Raw genomic sequence first — 18,035 nt, 5'->3', positions numbered from 1 at the left:
AACCGAAACGGGGTGGTCAATTTCAGCGAAATCTCCACCAAGAAAAAATAAAAAGAGTTTGGAACCAAACCAGCGTACCCGTGATTTATCGCAGGGGCATTGGTCATCCATTACTTATGAGATTGCCCTATAAAGAGGGAAATCGTTCTTGGCTAAAACATTATGGACGCATCAATCCGCAATGGATTGTTACTAAAAAACATTGGGAATTACCACAGGCTTGGTTTAATGACCTCGTAAGTAGGTCATTAACAAGGTTCGGAAAGCTTTACATCATACAGCCATACAGAGAACAAGAAAAATGTGCGCCTGCATGTTGGAACGCACAAGGTCACGAATGCCAATGCTCTTGTATGGGTGCAAACCACGGTTCACAAAGTGAGGGGAATGGTTGGTTTGTTGTATCAGATACTTTTGCGACAAGGTGGAATTCTATCGAGCTTGCATGTCGTTTGCTTGTTAAAAAATACACCCTACTTTAAAATTTGTGAAGTCCTGCTACAGCTTGTCATTTAACCAATCCATAAAACACTTACATTAATTTCTTTTTCCTATACTGCCCCTCAATCTTATTCTTCAATGCTTTATCAAAATTAACAATCGCTTCGCAATGCTCATACAGACTCGAACTTCCGCGGATTGACTCTAAGGAACCGGCAGCAAAATAATGCAAATTCTGTGCAAATTGATGTGGCGCTTGCTCAATTATACGAATTATTTTCATCTTCCTCAATCAAGTAGACAAACCAATTAACTTGACCCCTTTCCGCCAATTCAATAACAAAATGGCAACCAATTATTTATAACAAATTTATTTCCGGTGAAACGTGGTCAATCTACTCTGGTTTTTCCAATAGACTGTAACACTTGTAAAAAGTCACTTAAGTGTTCAAAGTAATCTTCGTTTAGGGTAGGGATTGACTTTTTCAAAACTTTAGGTATACCTAGGGTAAGGGAGATTATTTTTATGTATGGATCATAATTTTACATCATTAAATGAAGATAAAGATTATGACAAATAAAGATGAGTCTCCAAATCTCGAAGTTCGCAACCAAGAACTGTTAGATATTATCTCAGATCTAGCTAGAAAGGTCAATGACATCCATCGTTTACACTTTTCAGAAGAACAATTAAAAAAGCGTAAAAATCAAAAACAAAAGTTTCTTGCAGAGATCTTGACAAGCTCTGCAAGAAACCCTAAGAAAATTTAAATGGCGGGAATGACTTTATCCGACCTAACGAATTTCAGCAGTTCTTTCAGATAAGTTTCCGTTTCTGAGAGACTGCTATGCCTATTGGCCGAACAGATTTCTGCAAGTGTCCATCCTGCTCGAAATTTTCTTACGTTTGACAGGTGTTTGAACGAATATAGGGTATAATTTTTATCCAACCAACCTGTTGCCTCCAAACATTTCTTGAATCTATTATAGGCATAATTTTCAGAGCACATACTCCGGGAGATAAATGTTTGGGCAGAACCGAGCAGAAAATATTCTTTGTCGAATTTTTCTATCTTTAGTTTATCCAGTTCAGCCCGTAGGCTTACATCAATGTTTACAGGGATTGATTTTTTATTCTTCGACACGGTACCGGGCACTGTAATCGTATTTTCCTCCAGATCAATATACTTCAACTGAAGAAATCTAAGCTCTTTTGGGCGGATGCAGGTGTAATAAATCATCCGTACAAATAGCTGACAATATTTATCATGCTTATCAAGCCAGTTCATGATAACTTTAAAATCACGTTCCGTAAAAACCTGATGAGACTGTGTCGGCATTTTTTTCCGCGTCTCGCAGTCGGTTACCGGATTCTCAGAGATGTATTTATTCACTTTAAGATACCTGAAAAAGTTGTTTAGCCCTATCCTGCAATTGTTATAAGTTACTCCCGCCCACTTCTCTTCTCTTTCCTTAAAGTTCAGGAAATCCGTAATTTCAAAATCACTTATGGTGCTAACCTTTTTGTTTCCTCCGTGATACTTGATAAAGGAATTTACGGTTGAACGATAAGTACTGATTGATTTGGGCCTGGTTCCTTTGGCTTTATGATAGGATTCGAAAAGAACCAATGCTTCATTAAGATCAATGCCTATAAGCTCCTTTTTTAGCCTGGCATTTGCCTGCTCATCCAATGGATTCCAACCGCCCTCGAGTGCAATCCGGTAAGCTTCACACAGATTGTTAAAGTTTTTAAGTTTTTGCCGTGGATCTTTAATCCGGTTAAGCTTCCTGGTCACCCTGATTCGCTCCATACGCTCCTCTGATGCATTGTGAAAAAAGAACTCCACATACCAACTTTGCTTAGCCACTTCTCTTTCCAAGGTGCTTCCTACAGGAATCCTGGTTATATTTCTTCCCTTTACGACACGGGGAACAGTATATGGCAACTCAGGAATCTCCATGAGGTCAAAATTAGGACCACGAGGAGTTCTTCCCTGGAACTTACGTTCGGAATACCCAATGTTTTTTTCATTTTCTTCAGAAGAATTTTGATTTTTTCGCCGTGCCGCACGGGGTGAATTTTTGGTTCCCGAGCCGTCTAGTGGCAGACTTGTGTCAGAGTTACGAGGCAAAAAATCTTCTAAGTCATTGTTTTCCAATGACTTAGAAGAACAGGTGGAGAATATCGGATTCTCAACTCAAATCTATCTTTTATTATAATTCATTGACTAGATGTATCAATAATAACAATATTTCAATTATGCTTCTAAGAAATTATCACATCATTAAGGGTTTTATAGCTGGGTGTGCTCCAAACTTTTGCATCAGTCTTTGATTCTCAAAGACTTTTGATTCGGCATTACTATCAGTAGTACCAATGAATTATAGAACCATAAAATATTTTAGCGTTAAGATTGAGGCAAACTAGTATGAGTACGGAAAAGAGAGAAACAAAAAGGAATAACCCTATCCTGATGATTGACAAATTGCCGATCACCTTTGGCAATACTCCGGATAAAAATGTCAAAACACAGCTACAACAGATTGGCAAAGATGAGAAAATTTTACTAACTTTAATAGCAAACATCATTGTAGAAATAGCTTTAAGGGAGGATATATGAACGCTATCGGTTATATGAGATTGAGTAGTAAGGATCAATCAAAATCATTGGAATATCAAGAATCGTCAATAAAGGAATACTGTAAACGTAATAGCTTAAATGTAATTGGGTTATTTAGGGACAATGGGGAATCGAGCTACACGTTCGACCGGCCGGATTATCGTGCTTTGGAGCTTTATTTAAAGAACTACAAAGGCCAATGTAATTACATTATCGTTCTTGACCATGACCGATTCAGTAGAAATCTCCCAGAAGCATTGATGAAAATAGGTGAATTGGAAACCAAATATGGGGTAAAGGTACTTTCTACAAATGAAAGAATTGATCTGGACACCTCGGATCCAGACGTATTCATTAAACGTGCTTTTGAATATATGATGGCGAACAAGGAATTGTTTAATATCAGAAAGCGCACAAAGCAAGGGGTAAGAAATGCAAAGGAAAGTGGCCGCTATCTCGGAAGGGCTCCCTATGGTTATAGGAATATTATTGATGGGACGAGAAAAAACCTAATAGAGCTTCACCAGGGAGAAGCTTTAATCGTTGAGCGGATATTCAAGGAATATATCCTTGGTATTCCGCAATACATTATTTACAAAAACGTCAAAGCATTAGGGTTCACAAGGACAAGCAAGTCTGCGATACAGGAGATATTAATGAATTGTGTTTATGCAGGACTTATCAGGGTTCCCCCTTTTCAAGAACTACCGGAGAAATTTGTTAAATCTATTCACCTACCAATAATCTCAGATGCGGAATATTGGTTAGTGCAAAATATGTTGAAGAATAGCAAGCGAAAAACGCGAGTCCAACCTGCCGAGGATTTTCCATTGAGGGGAATTCTTAAATGTTGGTGTGGAAAGTCAATGACCGCTGGATATACTAAAGGCCGCAAAAATTACTACATGTACTATCGCTGTACTGAGCATACAAACTTCAATCTTGCAGGAAACAAACTACATGATGCATTCGAATCTGTACTTAAAGGTTTAAGCTTCTCTACACATCAGGTTCAGTTCATAAAGGAGACAGCAAAAGCCCTATCAATAGAGCCACTGAAATTGAAAAAGGAACAACATCAAAATAAGATTAAGAAACTCCATGAGCTAAATGAAAAGATCTTCAAGCTCGAAGAGCGTCTGATGAATAATGAGATAGAAAGTTCGACCTATCAAACCTGGTTTCAAAAATTCAAAGAGGAAAAGGCGATGTTGGAATATTCACTAAAAGGAAATCAACCATCTAAAATCAGAAACGAAGATGAGCTTATTGATCGAATTCTGCCAAACCTAACGAACCTTTATGAAATCTATCAAAAAGGTAACATAACACAAAAGCATACGCTCATGAGAGGGGTGTTCAAAGATAATCTGGTATGGGGTGACGATGTGTTTAGAACCGCTTATATCGACCCAACCTTCAATGATAACCTATTGAAAGTCAAGCAAAAAGGGTTGCTTTTTAATGAGCAACCCTTCAAGGTTTTGGGCTTGAGCCCGGTTAGTACCCAGCGCCGGAGTCGAACCGGCACGGTTTCCCACAGGTGTTTGAGACCAGCGCGTCTACCAATTCCGCCAGCTGGGCATGTGTTGGACGGGGTTGCAAATGTATGTAACGCTCGGCTAAATCACAAAATTATTTTAAAATAGATTTTAACCAATTGTAATTCAATCATAAAGCCCTTTCATCTTTTAATTTTCTATCAACAATGAATGGTGCAAACGGTAAAAGAGAAGCAAGAAAAATCAGAACTGCCTTTCCAAACTTCCATTTTTGTTCCTGCCATGCTAAAACTAATGTTGCTGCATATAGTACAAAAAGTAAGCCGTGTGCCCATCCTGTATATTTTACCGCCAAGGGCAGATTAGCCCAGTATTTTAATGGCATGGCCACAAATAGTAATAACAAATAAGAAATACCTTCTAAAACAGCAACTTTTCTAAAAATGGAAAGAGAACTCATGAATCTGATTGTTTGCTTCGAATGTAAGCCAAACTAAGTCATCCTCAAAAACTAAATTATGATTTTACAATCCGGTGTTATTGATACCTGAGGCAAAGTTTGTGGCAGGCCTATTCCTAACCTATTGCTATTCTAAGGCATGATGATTGCATTTAAAGCCATATATTATGCAAGCATAACATATTTAAGATTTAGGAAGTTTTTCTCTGATTCTTGCAATATACTTCTGGCGGTAAAAAATATCTTTAATATCTTTCAGCGAATTTTCAGATTCAGCCGACTGCTCATCAAATTCAGTGGTAAGTTTTGCCAACTCCGCATCCAGTTCATTTTCAATCAAATTAACATCAGCAATTACTTTCTGTAACTTTTCAGCATCAGGCTCAAATTCCAAATCCATCAAAGCTTCGTTCACATCCATCATATCCATTAAGAAAGATTGAGGAAGTTGATATGATTCTTCGGCTTGAACAACACCTTTCAACGCCAAAACATATTGAAGTGTCTTTTTCTGATTGCTTAAAACCTGGTAAGCCTTATTATTCAAGGTAGATAAATCTAAAACCTCTTGCTGCTTCTCTTCACTTTCATTTGCATAAAAATCTGGATGAAACTTTTTACTCAGTGCATAGAACTTAACCTTAACCAAATTCAAATCTGGTTTAAAAGAAACAGGTAACTCATAGAATTCGAAATAATTCATATAAAAAATAAATTGGGTATAAAACAAAAATTGAGGCTAAGATTGAGATTAAGTCCTCAATCTTAGCCTCAATCTCATATGCTAAGTTTTTTACTTACCGAATATTTTTAAAATATCATTACCAAAAGCAAATACCATTAAACTAATCAGAATTACAAAGCCTGCAATTTGCGCCTTTTCGAGCACTTTTTCGCTTACTGGTTTACGCTGCACCATTTCGATTAATAGAAACACTACATGACCACCATCTAAACCTGGGATTGGCAATAAATTCATAAAGGCAAGCGCCATTGATATTAAACCCGTTAGAGTCCAGAATTTAACCCAATCAAAGGTACTACCATAAACCTTCGCAATGCCAATCGGACTACTGATGTTTCGGGCACTAACTTTACCTGTAATCATTTTACCGATGCCTTTAGCGTTATCCATAAAAGTGCTCCAGGCCATATTTGCACCAATAGGCAATGCAGCCATGAAGCTATAATTGATGGTTTTACGCTTTATCTCATTAAAGTTTCCGTAAAAACCGATAGCTCCTGCAGTATCTACGGCAACATTAAACTGCAACGGTGTACCTGCCCTATCAACATCTACAGCAACTGTTTTACCTTTCTTTTTTAAAGTAATTGGTTTAATTTCATCCTGAAAAGTAACTGGAATCCCATCTACAGCGGTAATTTTATCACCAACTTTCATTCCGGCTTTGATAGCACCATAACCAGGCAATAAGCTATCTGCAATGCTTTTTAAACGTGGCTCGGCAAATAAACTTTTACCATCGGCAACTTTGTTCAGGAAATCATCTGGAACTTTGATTTCTATGGTCTTATCTCCACGGATAACTGTTAACAAGGTATTACCCATTAAAACTTTCGAACTTTTTAATTCTTCGAAACGAATTACCTTATTGCCATTAATGGCTAAAATTTTATCACCATTTCTTAAGCCAATATCAGAAGCTACTTTACCCACCTGAATGCCATTTACAACGGCACTATTTGGCGTAAAAGTTTCACCATACTTGAAAGTCAGCATCCAGAAAATAATGATACCAACAATTACATTTACAATGATACCGCCTAACATTACAATTAAGCGTTGCCAGGCTGGTTTAGAACGAAATTCCCAAGGTTGAGCAGGTTGAGCCATTTGCTCGGTGTCCATACTCTCATCAATCATTCCGGCAATTTTAACATAGCCACCCAAGGGTAACCAACCAACGCCATATTCTACATCTCCCTTTTTGAAACTAAAAAGCTTAAAACCCCATGCATCAAAAAACAAATAAAATTTTTCTACTTTAATTCCAAAAGCCCTTGCCGCCAGAAAATGTCCTAATTCGTGTAATATTACCAATATAGACAATCCAAGCAGCAGCTGTCCCGCCATTATCAATCCATTCATATGCTATTCTAAAATTTTTATGTTAGATGTTAAAATATACTTTTTGTTACTAATTCGGCCGCTAAGATACGGCTATGTTTGTCAGTTTCTAAATAATCGTTCAATTGTGGGTTTTCAATGAAACTGATTTCCTCCATACAACGTTCAATTACCTCACTCATTGCCAGGAAGCCAATCTTATCTTTTAAAAATGCCTCAACCACAATTTCATTAGCTGCATTTAAAATACAAGGCATATTCCCACCCTTTCTTAACGATTGAAAAGCCAGCTCTAAATTTCTGAAGGTTTCCATATCAGCCTTTTGAAAGCTAAAGTTTGGGTAATCCAGGAAATTAAAACGCTTAAAATTGTTTTTTAGCCTATCGGGATAATTGATTGCATACTGAATCGGCAATTTCATATCAGGCACACCCATTTGTGCTTTCATAGAGCCATCCGTAAATTGCACTATAGAATGAATAATCGACTGTGGATGAACGATAACGTCGATTTGCTCCACTTCTAACCCAAACAGCCATTTAGCCTCAATTACCTCTAAACCTTTATTCATTAAACTGGCAGAATCGATGGTAATTTTAGCGCCCATTACCCAGTTAGGATGTTTTAAAGCCTGTTCCTTTTTTACTGATGCTAGAAAATTTTTATCCTTTCCTAAAAACGGACCACCAGAAGCCGTCAAGTAAATTTTTTCGATTTCGTTATGCTCCTCGCCTACCAGACATTGAAAAATGGCCGAATGTTCGGAATCGACCGGTAATATTTTAACCTGATTCTCAATGGCCAATTGTGTAACCAGTTCGCCGGCAACAACCAGGGTTTCTTTATTGGCTAATGCAATATTTTTACCAGCTTTAATTGCAGCAATGGTTGGTTTTAGGCCAACAGAACCCATTAAGGCCGTAAGCACAATTTCACCCTTCGGATAAACTGCAACCTCTGTAAGGGCATCTTCTCCTGCTAAAACTTTAATATCAAAAGAGCTTAAAGCACTTTTAACTTCAAGATATTTACTTTCATCACAAATTACAACAACCTCAGGCTTAAATTCTTTAGCCTGCCGGATAAGCAATTCCGAATTCTTTAATGCAGATAGCACGGAAACTTTAAAGATTGAAGGATTATCCCGAATAACTTCGAGCGCCTGTGTACCTATGCTCCCCGTAGAGCCTAATATGATGATGTTTTTTATTGATTGTTGTATTGTTGTATTGCTCAATTGTTCCTCTTTCTATTGTTTCAAACACAATTGCTGGAAACATAAGTTTTTAATCTATCGTTGGTAAATCTTATAAGTTGATGGATTTCCTTAGGCAAGTTTTCTAACGTGGCGAATATGTCATTATACTCTTCTTCACTTATTAACTTTCTAATTTTTGCTTTTTCATTCCAATCAAAACATTCTTTTACGCTGCCAAAGCTATAATAATAAAATTTAATCTTATCCTTTTTATGATACCTCCCAAAACCCTCTGCGATGTTAGCTGAAACGGAATCAACTGCATTTACAAATTGTTTACCAATAGTTTGCTTTGCGAAAGCATCCCAATTAGCAATAATTTCCCATATGTGATTACTAAGGTGAAAGGACTTTTTGTATGCTGATATTTGATTCAATTGCAAGTATTTCTGTTCCATATTAATTAGATTAAAATGTAGTAGGGAATCATGCAACAATATAACAATAAAACAATTTAAACTATATACCTTCCCAATTCATCTGCTAACTTCCTGTCATTACTCAACCTCGGCACTTTATTCTGTCCGCCTAATTTACCTTCACTTTTCATATAATTAACAAAAGCATCTTCTTGTAAAGAACGAATTACTAAAGGTTGCAAAATCTTACCTTCAATCAGGTCAAAATAGTAAATATTTTTTTTCTGCAAAGCCTCATCAACTTTTTTACTGAACGTAGCCATATCCTTTGGCGCAACAGAAAACTCTACAAACCACTCATGATAAGGCAGTTCTCCTTCTTTAGGGTTTACCTGTGGTGCAACTGTAAATTCTGTTATTTCTACTTTTTCTTCATTGGCAACAGTTAACAATGCATGCTCTACTTCCTCGCCTATTACATGTTCGCCAAAGGCCGATATAAAATGCTTTATACGCCCGGTAACTACAATTTTATAAGGATTTTTAGACACAAACTTTATGGTATCGCCAATGCTGTAACCCCATAAACCCGCGTTTGTATTTAATATCAAGGCATAATTTGTATTCAATTCAACCTCGCCTAGCGATAATCGTGTTGGATTTTCATTGTAATACTCATCCGCAGGGATAAACTCGTAAAAGATGCCTGCATCAGCAAGCAATAATAAACCCTTAGCTTTTTGCGAATCCTGATAAGCAATAAATCCTTCGGATGCAGGATAAGTTTCAATCGAATCTATTTTCTTACCTATGCTTTGCTCAATCTTTGCCCGGTAAGGTTCGAAGTTTACGCCGCCGTAAATAAACAAACTAAAGTTTTTGAATATGTCTTTAATTTTCTTGCCATTGGCTTTTTCACTAAGCTTATCAAAATACATCTGAACCCATGGCGGAATACCGGAAATCAAGGTCATGTTTTCTTGTAAAGTCTCTTCAACAATCGCATCAACTTTCTGTTCCCAGTCTTCTATGCAATTAGTTTGATAAGAAGGCAATCTATTTTTTTGCAGGTAATTAGGAACATGGTGGGCAACGATACCAGAAAGGCGACCAACATTTACACCATGCTTCATCGCTAAAACCGGACTTCCCTGTAAAAAAATCATTTTGCCATTAACAAAATCCGTTTTACCCGTTTCGTTAATGTAAGTTAGGATTGCATTCCGGGCAGCCTTAATGTGCTCGGGCATCGATTCTTTTGAGAGCGGAATATATTTCACGCCCGATGTTGTGCCGGATGTTTTTGCAAAATAGAGTGGTTTGCCTGGCCAAAGTACATTTTCCGCACCTTCAACGACCTTATCAATGTAAGTTTTAAGGCCTTCATAATCCCTTACAGGAACATTTTGCTTAAAATCCGCATAGGATTTAATGGATGAAAACTGATGGTCTTTCCCAAAATCAGTCGCCTGAGCACTGGAAATCAGTTTCTGTAGTATTTTATGCTGAACCTGAACCGCATTATGTTTCCACTTATTGATTTGCCAAACTGCAAATGCCGCAAATGGTTTACTTAACGCTGCTTTTATTCCCATTTAAATAAATAAATTTTGAATTAGAGAATGATTGAATGAATATTTAAACAATATTATGCAAAATATCAGGATGCTCATCGCCTTTGTATTCGCTAGAGATTTTACGATAGGCTACAGTTAAAGCAACGCTGGATAATGGCACAATAATAAACGAACTTAATATGTTTACGATAAAAGCAACAATTGGCCACTGCAAGTAGTTTAATAAAAGATAAATTAAATACCCGCCGCCCAAAATTATAAGAAGTAATAAAATCTTAGTGAAATTACCCTTTGTCGTAGCTAAGCTTAATTTAATAGATTCGAAAGGCTTTGCGTTTTTATCAATAATGAAAAACGGAAAGAAAGAAATCCTTAACCAGGTAATAAATATGGCTACAATACCTACCGAAATGGCTACATTTTTAACAATATCTACATTAATTCCAGTATAGATAAATGGGAATGCTACTAAAATTACTATTAAATAAACGCCTAAAATACAGCCCACAAAATATAAAGTAGCTACTAAAAATCGTATAATTTGTTGTCTTGTTGGGATGGTATCCACAATTTTCACGTCATTCAATTCATCATCCATCAGGTGAAAAATATATTTGAATAGTGATAAATTAATTGTGAAGTAAAGCATAATGAAAATACAAACCATCAAAAAGCTTAGTATTTTACTCACATCTTTAATAAAAAAAGCCATTAAGCTTGATGCGCTTGCTGTAATAAACATTAAAAAGCATAGGGTAGCAATAGAAAAATAATGCTTTCTGGTGATGTTCCATGCTTTTTGAATTACATCATTAACCGCGAATGTGCTTTCTTTAAGATAATTAATCATTTTATTTTATGCCTTGCTTTTTTTTTTGCAATGTGTTTTAACTTACTACTTTTTACTGAATATTACTCTCTTAAATAAATCCTGTAGAAAACCTAAACCATAGGCTGTTAGTTGAATAAAGGAGGAAATAATGCTCAAAAATGCAATTTTTAACGATTTATTTACCGACCATGAATGAAAAAATATCAACATAAAGTAAATCAGAATGAAGAAATTACAAACATATGCCAATGGCAAGTAAACAAAATTACTTAAAACACTGAAAATAAAGCCAACCGTAAATACTGCTGGAAAGAAATGTACGAGCTTAAGTTCTTTCGGAAAATGTTTATAAATATTGATTCTTGCCCGTCCGAAGAAGTGTAATTGCTTATAAAACTGACTAAAACTAGTTCTGCGTTTGTGGTAGACTTTTGCTTCAGGAATTAAACCTATTTTAAACCCATTCTCGTGGATACGGATACTGTATTCGATATCTTCGCCCAAACGAGTTAAAATAAAGCCACCAACCTGTTCCCAAACCTCGCGAGATACCCCCATGTTAAAACTACGAGGATGAAACTGACCAACATGTTTTTTGTTGCCCCGAATGCCACCTGTTGTAAACGGCGATGTCATGGCATAACTAATCGCTTTTTGAACCGGCGTAAAACTTTCATGCGCTGCATCAGGACCACCGTATGCATCTAAACTATGCTCATAAAGGTAGTTTTTAACAATCTCCAGGTAATTCGATGGAATTAAACAATCCGAATCAAAAATGACGAAGTAATCGCCTTTTGCCTTTTCAAAACCAAAATTCCTTGCAAAACCTTGTCCCGCGTTTTCTTTATAATAATAGCTGATATCAAGCTTATTCGAATAACTTTCTACAATTGTCGTTGCATCATCTCTCGACCCATCTTCAATAACCAAAACCTCAAACTGCAAATAGGTTTGCTTAGTTAAAGTGTATAAAAGTTCGTTTATTTCTTGCGGACGATTATAAAGTGGAATTATAATGGAGAAAAACATGTTAAAAAGGTAAAAGGTTGAAGGTAAAAGGAAAAAGCGCTGGGCGTAAAACCTTTAGCCCTAAACCTTTTGCCTTAAACCCTCTTTTCTATTAAATATTGATTTCTTTCGGGTGCATTTCGAGTAACCAACTCTGCAACAAAGCCTGTTAAAAACATTTGAGAACCAACTACAATTGCAACCAAAGCAATGTAAAACAAAGGCTGATCGGTTATTTCCCTTTTATAAGGAATATGTGCTGCGATGTGGTAAAGCTTTTCTCCAATCATCCAAAGGGCCAAAAAAGTTCCAATTAGAAAACTTAAAACACCCAGAGAACCAAAAAAGTGCATTGGTCGTTTTCCAAATTTACCTACGAAAAAGATTGAAAGTAAATCTAAAAAGCCATTAATAAACCTGCTAAAACCGAATTTTGTTGTACCATATTTACGGGCACGATGCTCAACAACCTGTTCTTCAATTTTACTGAAACCTGCCCATTTAGCAATTACAGGTATATAACGGTGCATTTCACCATAAACTTCGATGGTTTTAACGACATCGCTTCTATATGCTTTTAAACCACAATTGAAATCATTTAACTGAATGCCGCTCATTTTGCGTGTTGCAGCATTAAATAATTTAGTCGGGATTGTTTTCGTTATTGGGTCGTAACGTTTCTTTTTCCAGCCAGAAATTAAATCGAGTTTTTCTTCTTTTATTCTGCGGTATAATTCAGGTATTTCATCAGGACTATCTTGTAAATCGGCATCCATAGTAATGATAACATCGCCCTGTGTGGCTTCAAAGCCAACATTTAATGCAGCTGATTTACCGTAATTCCTTCTGAATTTGATTCCCTTTATTGCATCATTTTGTAGTTTCAACGATTCAATAACTTCCCAGGATTTATCGGTGCTGCCATCATCTATTAAAAGAATTTCGTAACTGAAGTTATGCTCCATCATTACTTTAGCAATCCACGCCGTTAATTCGGGTAGCGATTCATCTTCATTATATAAAGGTACTACAATTGATATATCCATTTAAGTAGAAAGTAAAAAGTAGAAAGTAAAAAGACCAGGGCTTAAACTCGTTACTTTTAAAATAAAACGTGCAAATTTCATCAAATAAAATGATAAAACTTGCACGTTAGAAATTTTTATGATTTTGTTATCCTCGTTCTTTTTTAATTATTGCTGATGTAACTAAACTTTCCAGTAATCCTAGAAGTGTATATGCTATTGCAGCACCGAAAGCTGTGAAAATCCACATATAGCCACGCATCATTTCAATACCTTTAATCTTTTGCTCATCGCCATTTGCCTGCTCAATTGCTACATCCGCAATTTTGTCAAGAGCCGTTGGGTCTAAAACCTTATAATAAAGCACAAACAATAAACCAACAAATAATCCCGCATACGCAGCTACTTTAAAACCAGTTGAAAATGCTCTTCCGTAGGTAATATAACCTCCAAGTTCTTTCTTATGAGTAATTTGAGCATAAAAAATTGCAACTATAAAAACGCCATATGACAAAACCATTGCAATGATCTTTTCTGAAATTGGCAATTCTGGATTAGTTGAATCAATACCTATAAGCTTTAGGATAAACATTATAGCAATAGAGTATATTGCAAAACTTATTGCAACTTTAAATGCTAAGGCATTAGGCTTTTTTTCTTCTTCAATTATTTGTTGTTCCATACTGAGATTGAATTTAGTTATTAATGGTTGTAATTAATATATAAGTAGCAGAATCGAATGATTTGTTACTACTAAATTTATTTATTTCCTGAACCGTTGTTGCACTGCCCTCAGTATCAAGGAAAAATACCATAAAAGAAACGAATAATTCTTTCATCTCTTCACTGATGTTTAACTTGTTTGATGCCTTACAAATTGCTTCAACGCTACTTTCTGCAAGTTGCTGGTTGCTGATTAGTTCTTCATAAATTTCAAATTCATCTTGAAATTCATCATCCTCAACTAATAAAAATTCCTTTAAGAAATCGCCTAACTCAGGGTCTAAATCTTCATCCTTACATTCTTTAATGTATAGCAACAGGTTTAAAAGCTCCGTCCCTCTTTCTATTGTTTCTTCTTCAATATTTGCCCATTCTTCGCTCTCTAAATAATCTTCTTCAAGCTTTTGCACATCACTACTGAAGAAATTTACCATCAATAAATCAAAAAAAACTTCTCTTAATTCTTCAAAGTTCGGGTTTGAATCGAACACGGCATCAAAGGCAGTTACTTTATCTAAAAAGTTAACTTCCAGTTCAAAAGCCGCAAGTAACTCTGTTTCAAAATTTCCAACTTCAACTGCCGAAACTTCAGCATATTTATTTAATGAGGCAGAAAGCGCCTGTTTTACTCTATTATCCATATTTTTAGTATCAAGTATTTAGTATCAAGTATCAAGACTTAATACAAATTTTATTGGGAACAAAGATAAAAGAACAATGATGAAAGACTAATCGCGAAAATTAAATCTTTGTTCTTTTATCCTTATTTTTTAATCTTTAAAATATTGATTGTTATTATAAACTAATTTTACTTTTCCTATTAACTCTGCTCCAATTAATGGGGTATTGGCAGATTTTGAATAATTGTTAGCAGCATTATATAACCACTTTTCGTTAGCATCAAAAACTGTAAAGTTTGCTTCTGCACCTTCTTCAATAACCGGAATATTTAAATTTAGTAATTTCCTTGGATTGATGCTTAATTTCTCCGCAATTAAGCTAAAATCTAAACTTGCCTTTAGCAATAATGGCAACACTGTTTGTAAAGCAATGATTCCGTAATGTGCAATTTCGAACTCAACATTTTTAAATTCGATTTCTTCAGGGCGATGTTGTGATGTAATGGCATCAATAGTACCATCTTTTAACCCGGCAATTAGTGCCTTAACATCAGCTTTGCTGCGTAATGGTGGCTTCACCTTGTAATTGCTATCGAAATCAGAAAGCAACTCTTCAGTAAATACCAAGTGGTGAGCGGTAACATCGCAGGTAATTTTAACGCCGTCTTTTTTCGCTTTGCGGATTAATGCCACCGCACCAGCTGTAGAAATATTGCTGATGTGAATTTTTGTTTCATTATATGTTGCCAGGAAAATATCTCTGGCGATGTGCATTTCCTCAGCTAATGGCGGCAAACCTTTCATCCCTAAAAGCACAGAGTTTTTGCTTTCATTAATTTGAGATTTCCCGGCAATGGATTTATTCTCCGGATATACCATCAACAAGGCATCGAAACCTTTTGCATATTGCAACGCCCTGCTCATAAAACCATCATCTTGAATGGCTTTATCACCATCAGAAAAGGCAACTGCACCAGCTTGCTGCATATCAAACAATTCTGAAAGTTCCTTAGCTTCGCGGTTTTGACTAATTGAACCAACTGGCAAAACATCAACCAAATTGCCCCTTGATTTATTCACAATATATTCTACCTGAGATTTTGATTGTACAACCGGATTGGTTTGTGGCAAAAGCGCTAAACCGGTAAAACCGCCCGCCTTTGCAGCAGCTGTTAAGGTTTGAATATCTTCTTTGGTTTCAAATCCCGGGTCGCCGGCTGCGCAATTTAAATCGAAAAAGCCAGGTGTTAAATAAGCACCATTCGCTTCAAAAACGGTTTCGTCTTTCTCGGCAGATAATTTACCGATTTGCTTGATTTTACCATCAGTAATCCTAACATCGCATTGCTGGTTATTAAATTTACTTTGTGGGTCGGCAATGGTAACCTGCTTTACAAGGAGATTCATATTGTTTTTTTAGGGTTGTTAAAAAATCGGATGAGCAGAATTTCTGCTGCAATAAAAATCAGCGACAAAATTAGACAAAGTTTCCATAATGTTTGTCCGATTTGGTTTTCGCCAGAAATTAATTTTACTGCATCTTTATCCGTATCATAAATTTTCAAATTACTTCTTTCTGCAAGATTTGCCAGTGCACTTTTGTCTAAATAGTGCATATCAGATTCTGAACGATTGCTGTTGAAAGCATAAACAGCCAGCAATGAATCGCTTAGTTTTAAATTATAAAAACCTGGATTTTTAATTTGATCGGCTGTATAAATTAAAGTTTTACCCTGTGCAAAACGTACTTCTGGAATAGACTCAAAACCATCAGATGATAATTTTAACGTTTGATTTTTACCAATAGTGATGTTTCTACTAGTAAGAACATTTTCATTACCGATGGTAGAATATAAATCACTTTCATTTCCGCCATTTAAGCTTAAGCGAAACATTAGGGGCACAAAAATTGGATGCCGGGCAAAGTTTCCATCGGTTTGATTTAGCCCCGAAGCGGATAAATAAATATTTCCCTTCCCAACTCCATACTTGGCGAAGAATAATTTCCCGCCGGGAAGCTGCAAAATATCTTCTCTGTTGGCGCTATTGTTATCAGCAAAAGAAAAATAGCGATTAACTGCAGGTAAATCTAAATTTTTCGGAACATCTTCAAAAACACTTTTGAATACAGGGTTTTGTAAATCAATTTTATCAACTTTAGTTGGTGTAGTATTTAAAACCTGAATGGATGGAAGTGTTAAAGCATTTAAAAATGTATTATAAATTCGCAAATCAGCATCTAAATCAGGAAAAACAACTACCGTACCTCCCCCATTAACATAAGTTTTTAGCTGCTGCGCAAGTCCGGTTGATGGGGTTTTTATGCCATTTAAAACGATTAAACCAAAGCTTGAAAAATTACTATAGTTGATATTATTTTCAATGCTACTGGTCAATCTGTAATAATTATCAGCATTAAAAAGTGCTTTTATGTAATCTTGTGAAGAATTTCCGTTAATGCTAAGCGCCTGAAAATTTTCATCAACATTGAAACTAAATAAAAGACTATCATCAAAAGTTATGGGAAAGTCTTTAATAGAAATTATAGCTTTTTGCCAGCCAGATACCAATCCTGAAAAACTTAATGTATCCTTTACGGTTTTACCTGCCGAAATATTTACTGAACTTATTGCTTTTTGTTGATTATTGATACTTAATTTTAACGGTATGTTTTTAGCATCATCGTCAGAATAGTTTTTTAGTTGAACAACCAAACGCTCATTTGTTGATGGTTGATGATTTGGAGACAAGGTCCATACGCTATCAACAGCAATATTCGGCAAATTAGTAGCATTCAATTTTAAAAATGAGTATTGAATATCTTTTTTAGTATCAAGCTTTTTCTGGCCAGAAATGTTTTTTTGAAAATCGGATATTATAAAACTGTATTTGTTAGCAGAACCTGTGAGGATATTGCTTTGTCTATTTAAAATTTCCTGTAGTGTTCTATTCGCAGCTGAAACTTTAATATCATCTAAAGCTTTTACAAACTCTTCCTTATTTATTAAACGCTGATGCTTACCTTCAAAATCATTAGTTAGTAGTTGAAATCTATCGTTCAAACCAAAACCTTTAACTAATTCTTTAGCGCTTCTTCTAGCTTCATCAAGTAAGCTACCATCCTTATTAATGGCATCCATACTAAAAGAATTATCAATATATATGCTTACTATGTTATCATTAATGGTTGTTTTCTCTTTATTTGCTGGTACATAAGGTTGAGCAAAAGCCAATACTAAAAATGCAATTGCAAGTATCCGCGATAATAAAATGAGTAAATTTTTGAGTTTCTCTTTCGATGAATTTTGCTGCTCTACTTCTTTTAAAAGCTGAACGTTTGAAAAATAAACCTTTTTAAATTTTCGGAAATTGAATAAATGAATGATAACCGGAATTGCAACCGATAATAGTGCGAAAAGAAAGCCCGGGTAAAGGAAATTCATTAAAAACCAAAGATAGAAAAATTATGGAGAGTGGCGAATGTAATAATCCAATTACATTCCAAAACGTCAA

17 protein-coding genes, 1 tRNA gene and 1 pseudogene are annotated in these 18,035 nt (G+C 35.6%); 4 read left to right on the top strand and 15 right to left on the bottom strand.

Annotated elements, in window-relative coordinates; all coding sequences use genetic code 11:
* The first annotated feature begins 116 nt into the window (after nt 1–116).
* Together QWY86_RS17350 and QWY86_RS17345 are read left to right on the top strand one after the other, a co-directional pair.
* The gene (locus tag QWY86_RS17350; protein WP_290243912.1) at nt 117–482 is read left to right on the top strand and encodes a hypothetical protein; all 366 of its coding nucleotides are present in this window, start codon (nt 117–119) and stop codon (nt 480–482) included.
* Nucleotides 483–1,011: 529 nt separating this feature from the next.
* The gene (locus QWY86_RS17345) at nt 1,012–1,212 is read left to right on the top strand and encodes a hypothetical protein (RefSeq protein ID WP_290243911.1); all 201 of its coding nucleotides are present in this window, start codon (nt 1,012–1,014) and stop codon (nt 1,210–1,212) included.
* On the opposite strand, the gene QWY86_RS17340 is transcribed toward QWY86_RS17345, so the two are convergent.
* On the bottom strand, nt 1,209–2,603 hold the full coding sequence (locus QWY86_RS17340; RefSeq protein ID WP_290243908.1) for a tyrosine-type recombinase/integrase: 1,395 nt from the start codon (nt 2,601–2,603) through the stop codon (nt 1,209–1,211). The genes QWY86_RS17345 and QWY86_RS17340 overlap by 4 nt on opposite strands.
* Before the next feature lie 270 nt (nt 2,604–2,873).
* Here QWY86_RS17340 and QWY86_RS17335 point away from each other — a divergent pair, with 270 nt between their 5' ends.
* On the top strand, nt 2,874–3,065 hold the full coding sequence (locus QWY86_RS17335; protein WP_290243907.1) for a hypothetical protein: 192 nt from the start codon (nt 2,874–2,876) through the stop codon (nt 3,063–3,065).
* A pseudogene (locus QWY86_RS20160) lies at nt 3,062–3,838 on the top strand (recombinase family protein); the annotation flags it as partial. The gene QWY86_RS17335 and the pseudogene QWY86_RS20160, both read left to right, overlap by 4 nt.
* 731 nt (nt 3,839–4,569) lie before the next feature.
* Here the strand turns inward: QWY86_RS20160 and QWY86_RS17330 are convergent.
* From QWY86_RS17330 to QWY86_RS17265, 14 genes are all read right to left on the bottom strand, one after another.
* Nucleotides 4,570–4,649 (bottom strand) — tRNA-Leu (locus QWY86_RS17330).
* Nucleotides 4,650–4,736: 87 nt separating this feature from the next.
* Nucleotides 4,737–5,027, bottom strand: coding sequence for a DUF3817 domain-containing protein (locus tag QWY86_RS17325; RefSeq protein WP_290243906.1), 291 nt, complete (start codon nt 5,025–5,027; stop codon nt 4,737–4,739).
* A 184-nt stretch (nt 5,028–5,211) separates the two neighbouring features.
* Complete coding sequence (locus QWY86_RS17320; RefSeq protein ID WP_290243904.1) at nt 5,212–5,730, bottom strand: iron-sulfur cluster co-chaperone HscB C-terminal domain-containing protein; 519 nt, start codon at nt 5,728–5,730, stop codon at nt 5,212–5,214.
* 90 nt (nt 5,731–5,820) lie between these two features.
* Nucleotides 5,821–7,137: an RIP metalloprotease RseP gene (gene rseP, locus QWY86_RS17315; RefSeq protein ID WP_290243902.1), complete on the bottom strand. Its 1,317-nt coding sequence runs from the start codon at nt 7,135–7,137 to the stop codon at nt 5,821–5,823.
* Between the two features lie 29 nt (nt 7,138–7,166).
* The gene (locus QWY86_RS17310) at nt 7,167–8,327 is read right to left on the bottom strand and encodes a 1-deoxy-D-xylulose-5-phosphate reductoisomerase (RefSeq protein ID WP_290244208.1); all 1,161 of its coding nucleotides are present in this window, start codon (nt 8,325–8,327) and stop codon (nt 7,167–7,169) included.
* A 47-nt stretch (nt 8,328–8,374) separates the two neighbouring features.
* A complete protein-coding gene (locus tag QWY86_RS17305) occupies nt 8,375–8,773 on the bottom strand; it encodes a four helix bundle protein (protein ID WP_290243901.1) in 399 nt (132 codons plus the stop codon).
* Nucleotides 8,774–8,829: 56 nt separating this feature from the next.
* The gene (locus tag QWY86_RS17300) at nt 8,830–10,329 is read right to left on the bottom strand and encodes a GH3 auxin-responsive promoter family protein (protein WP_290243900.1); all 1,500 of its coding nucleotides are present in this window, start codon (nt 10,327–10,329) and stop codon (nt 8,830–8,832) included.
* A 43-nt stretch (nt 10,330–10,372) separates the two neighbouring features.
* Complete coding sequence (locus tag QWY86_RS17295; RefSeq protein WP_290243899.1) at nt 10,373–11,161, bottom strand: hypothetical protein; 789 nt, start codon at nt 11,159–11,161, stop codon at nt 10,373–10,375.
* 45 nt (nt 11,162–11,206) lie between these two features.
* On the bottom strand, nt 11,207–12,175 hold the full coding sequence (locus tag QWY86_RS17290) for a glycosyltransferase family 2 protein (RefSeq protein WP_290243897.1): 969 nt from the start codon (nt 12,173–12,175) through the stop codon (nt 11,207–11,209).
* A gap of 74 nt (nt 12,176–12,249) precedes the next feature.
* A complete protein-coding gene (locus tag QWY86_RS17285; protein ID WP_290243895.1) occupies nt 12,250–13,200 on the bottom strand; it encodes a glycosyltransferase family 2 protein in 951 nt (316 codons plus the stop codon).
* A 127-nt stretch (nt 13,201–13,327) separates the two neighbouring features.
* Nucleotides 13,328–13,861, bottom strand: a complete 534-nt coding sequence (locus tag QWY86_RS17280; protein ID WP_290243893.1) for a DUF4199 domain-containing protein — start codon at nt 13,859–13,861, stop codon at nt 13,328–13,330.
* A 13-nt stretch (nt 13,862–13,874) separates the two neighbouring features.
* Nucleotides 13,875–14,543 carry a hypothetical protein gene (locus QWY86_RS17275; protein ID WP_290243891.1) on the bottom strand — a complete coding sequence of 223 codons (669 nt, stop codon included), beginning with the start codon at nt 14,541–14,543 and terminating at the stop codon, nt 13,875–13,877.
* Between the two features lie 129 nt (nt 14,544–14,672).
* Entirely contained in the window at nt 14,673–15,929 is a 1,257-nt protein-coding gene (locus tag QWY86_RS17270; protein WP_290243889.1) for a dihydroorotase, read from the bottom strand.
* Nucleotides 15,926–17,965, bottom strand: coding sequence for a BatA domain-containing protein (locus tag QWY86_RS17265; protein ID WP_290243886.1), 2,040 nt, complete (start codon nt 17,963–17,965; stop codon nt 15,926–15,928). Before QWY86_RS17265 ends, QWY86_RS17270 begins: the two co-directional genes overlap by 4 nt.
* Nucleotides 17,966–18,035 lie beyond the last annotated feature (70 nt).

This window comes from Pedobacter aquatilis (assembly GCF_030409415.1).
GTDB classification, from domain to species: Bacteria; Bacteroidota; Bacteroidia; order Sphingobacteriales; family Sphingobacteriaceae; genus Pedobacter; species Pedobacter aquatilis.
Note: the sequence above shows the minus strand (reverse complement) of the source record. Positions and strands in the feature narration are given on the sequence as shown.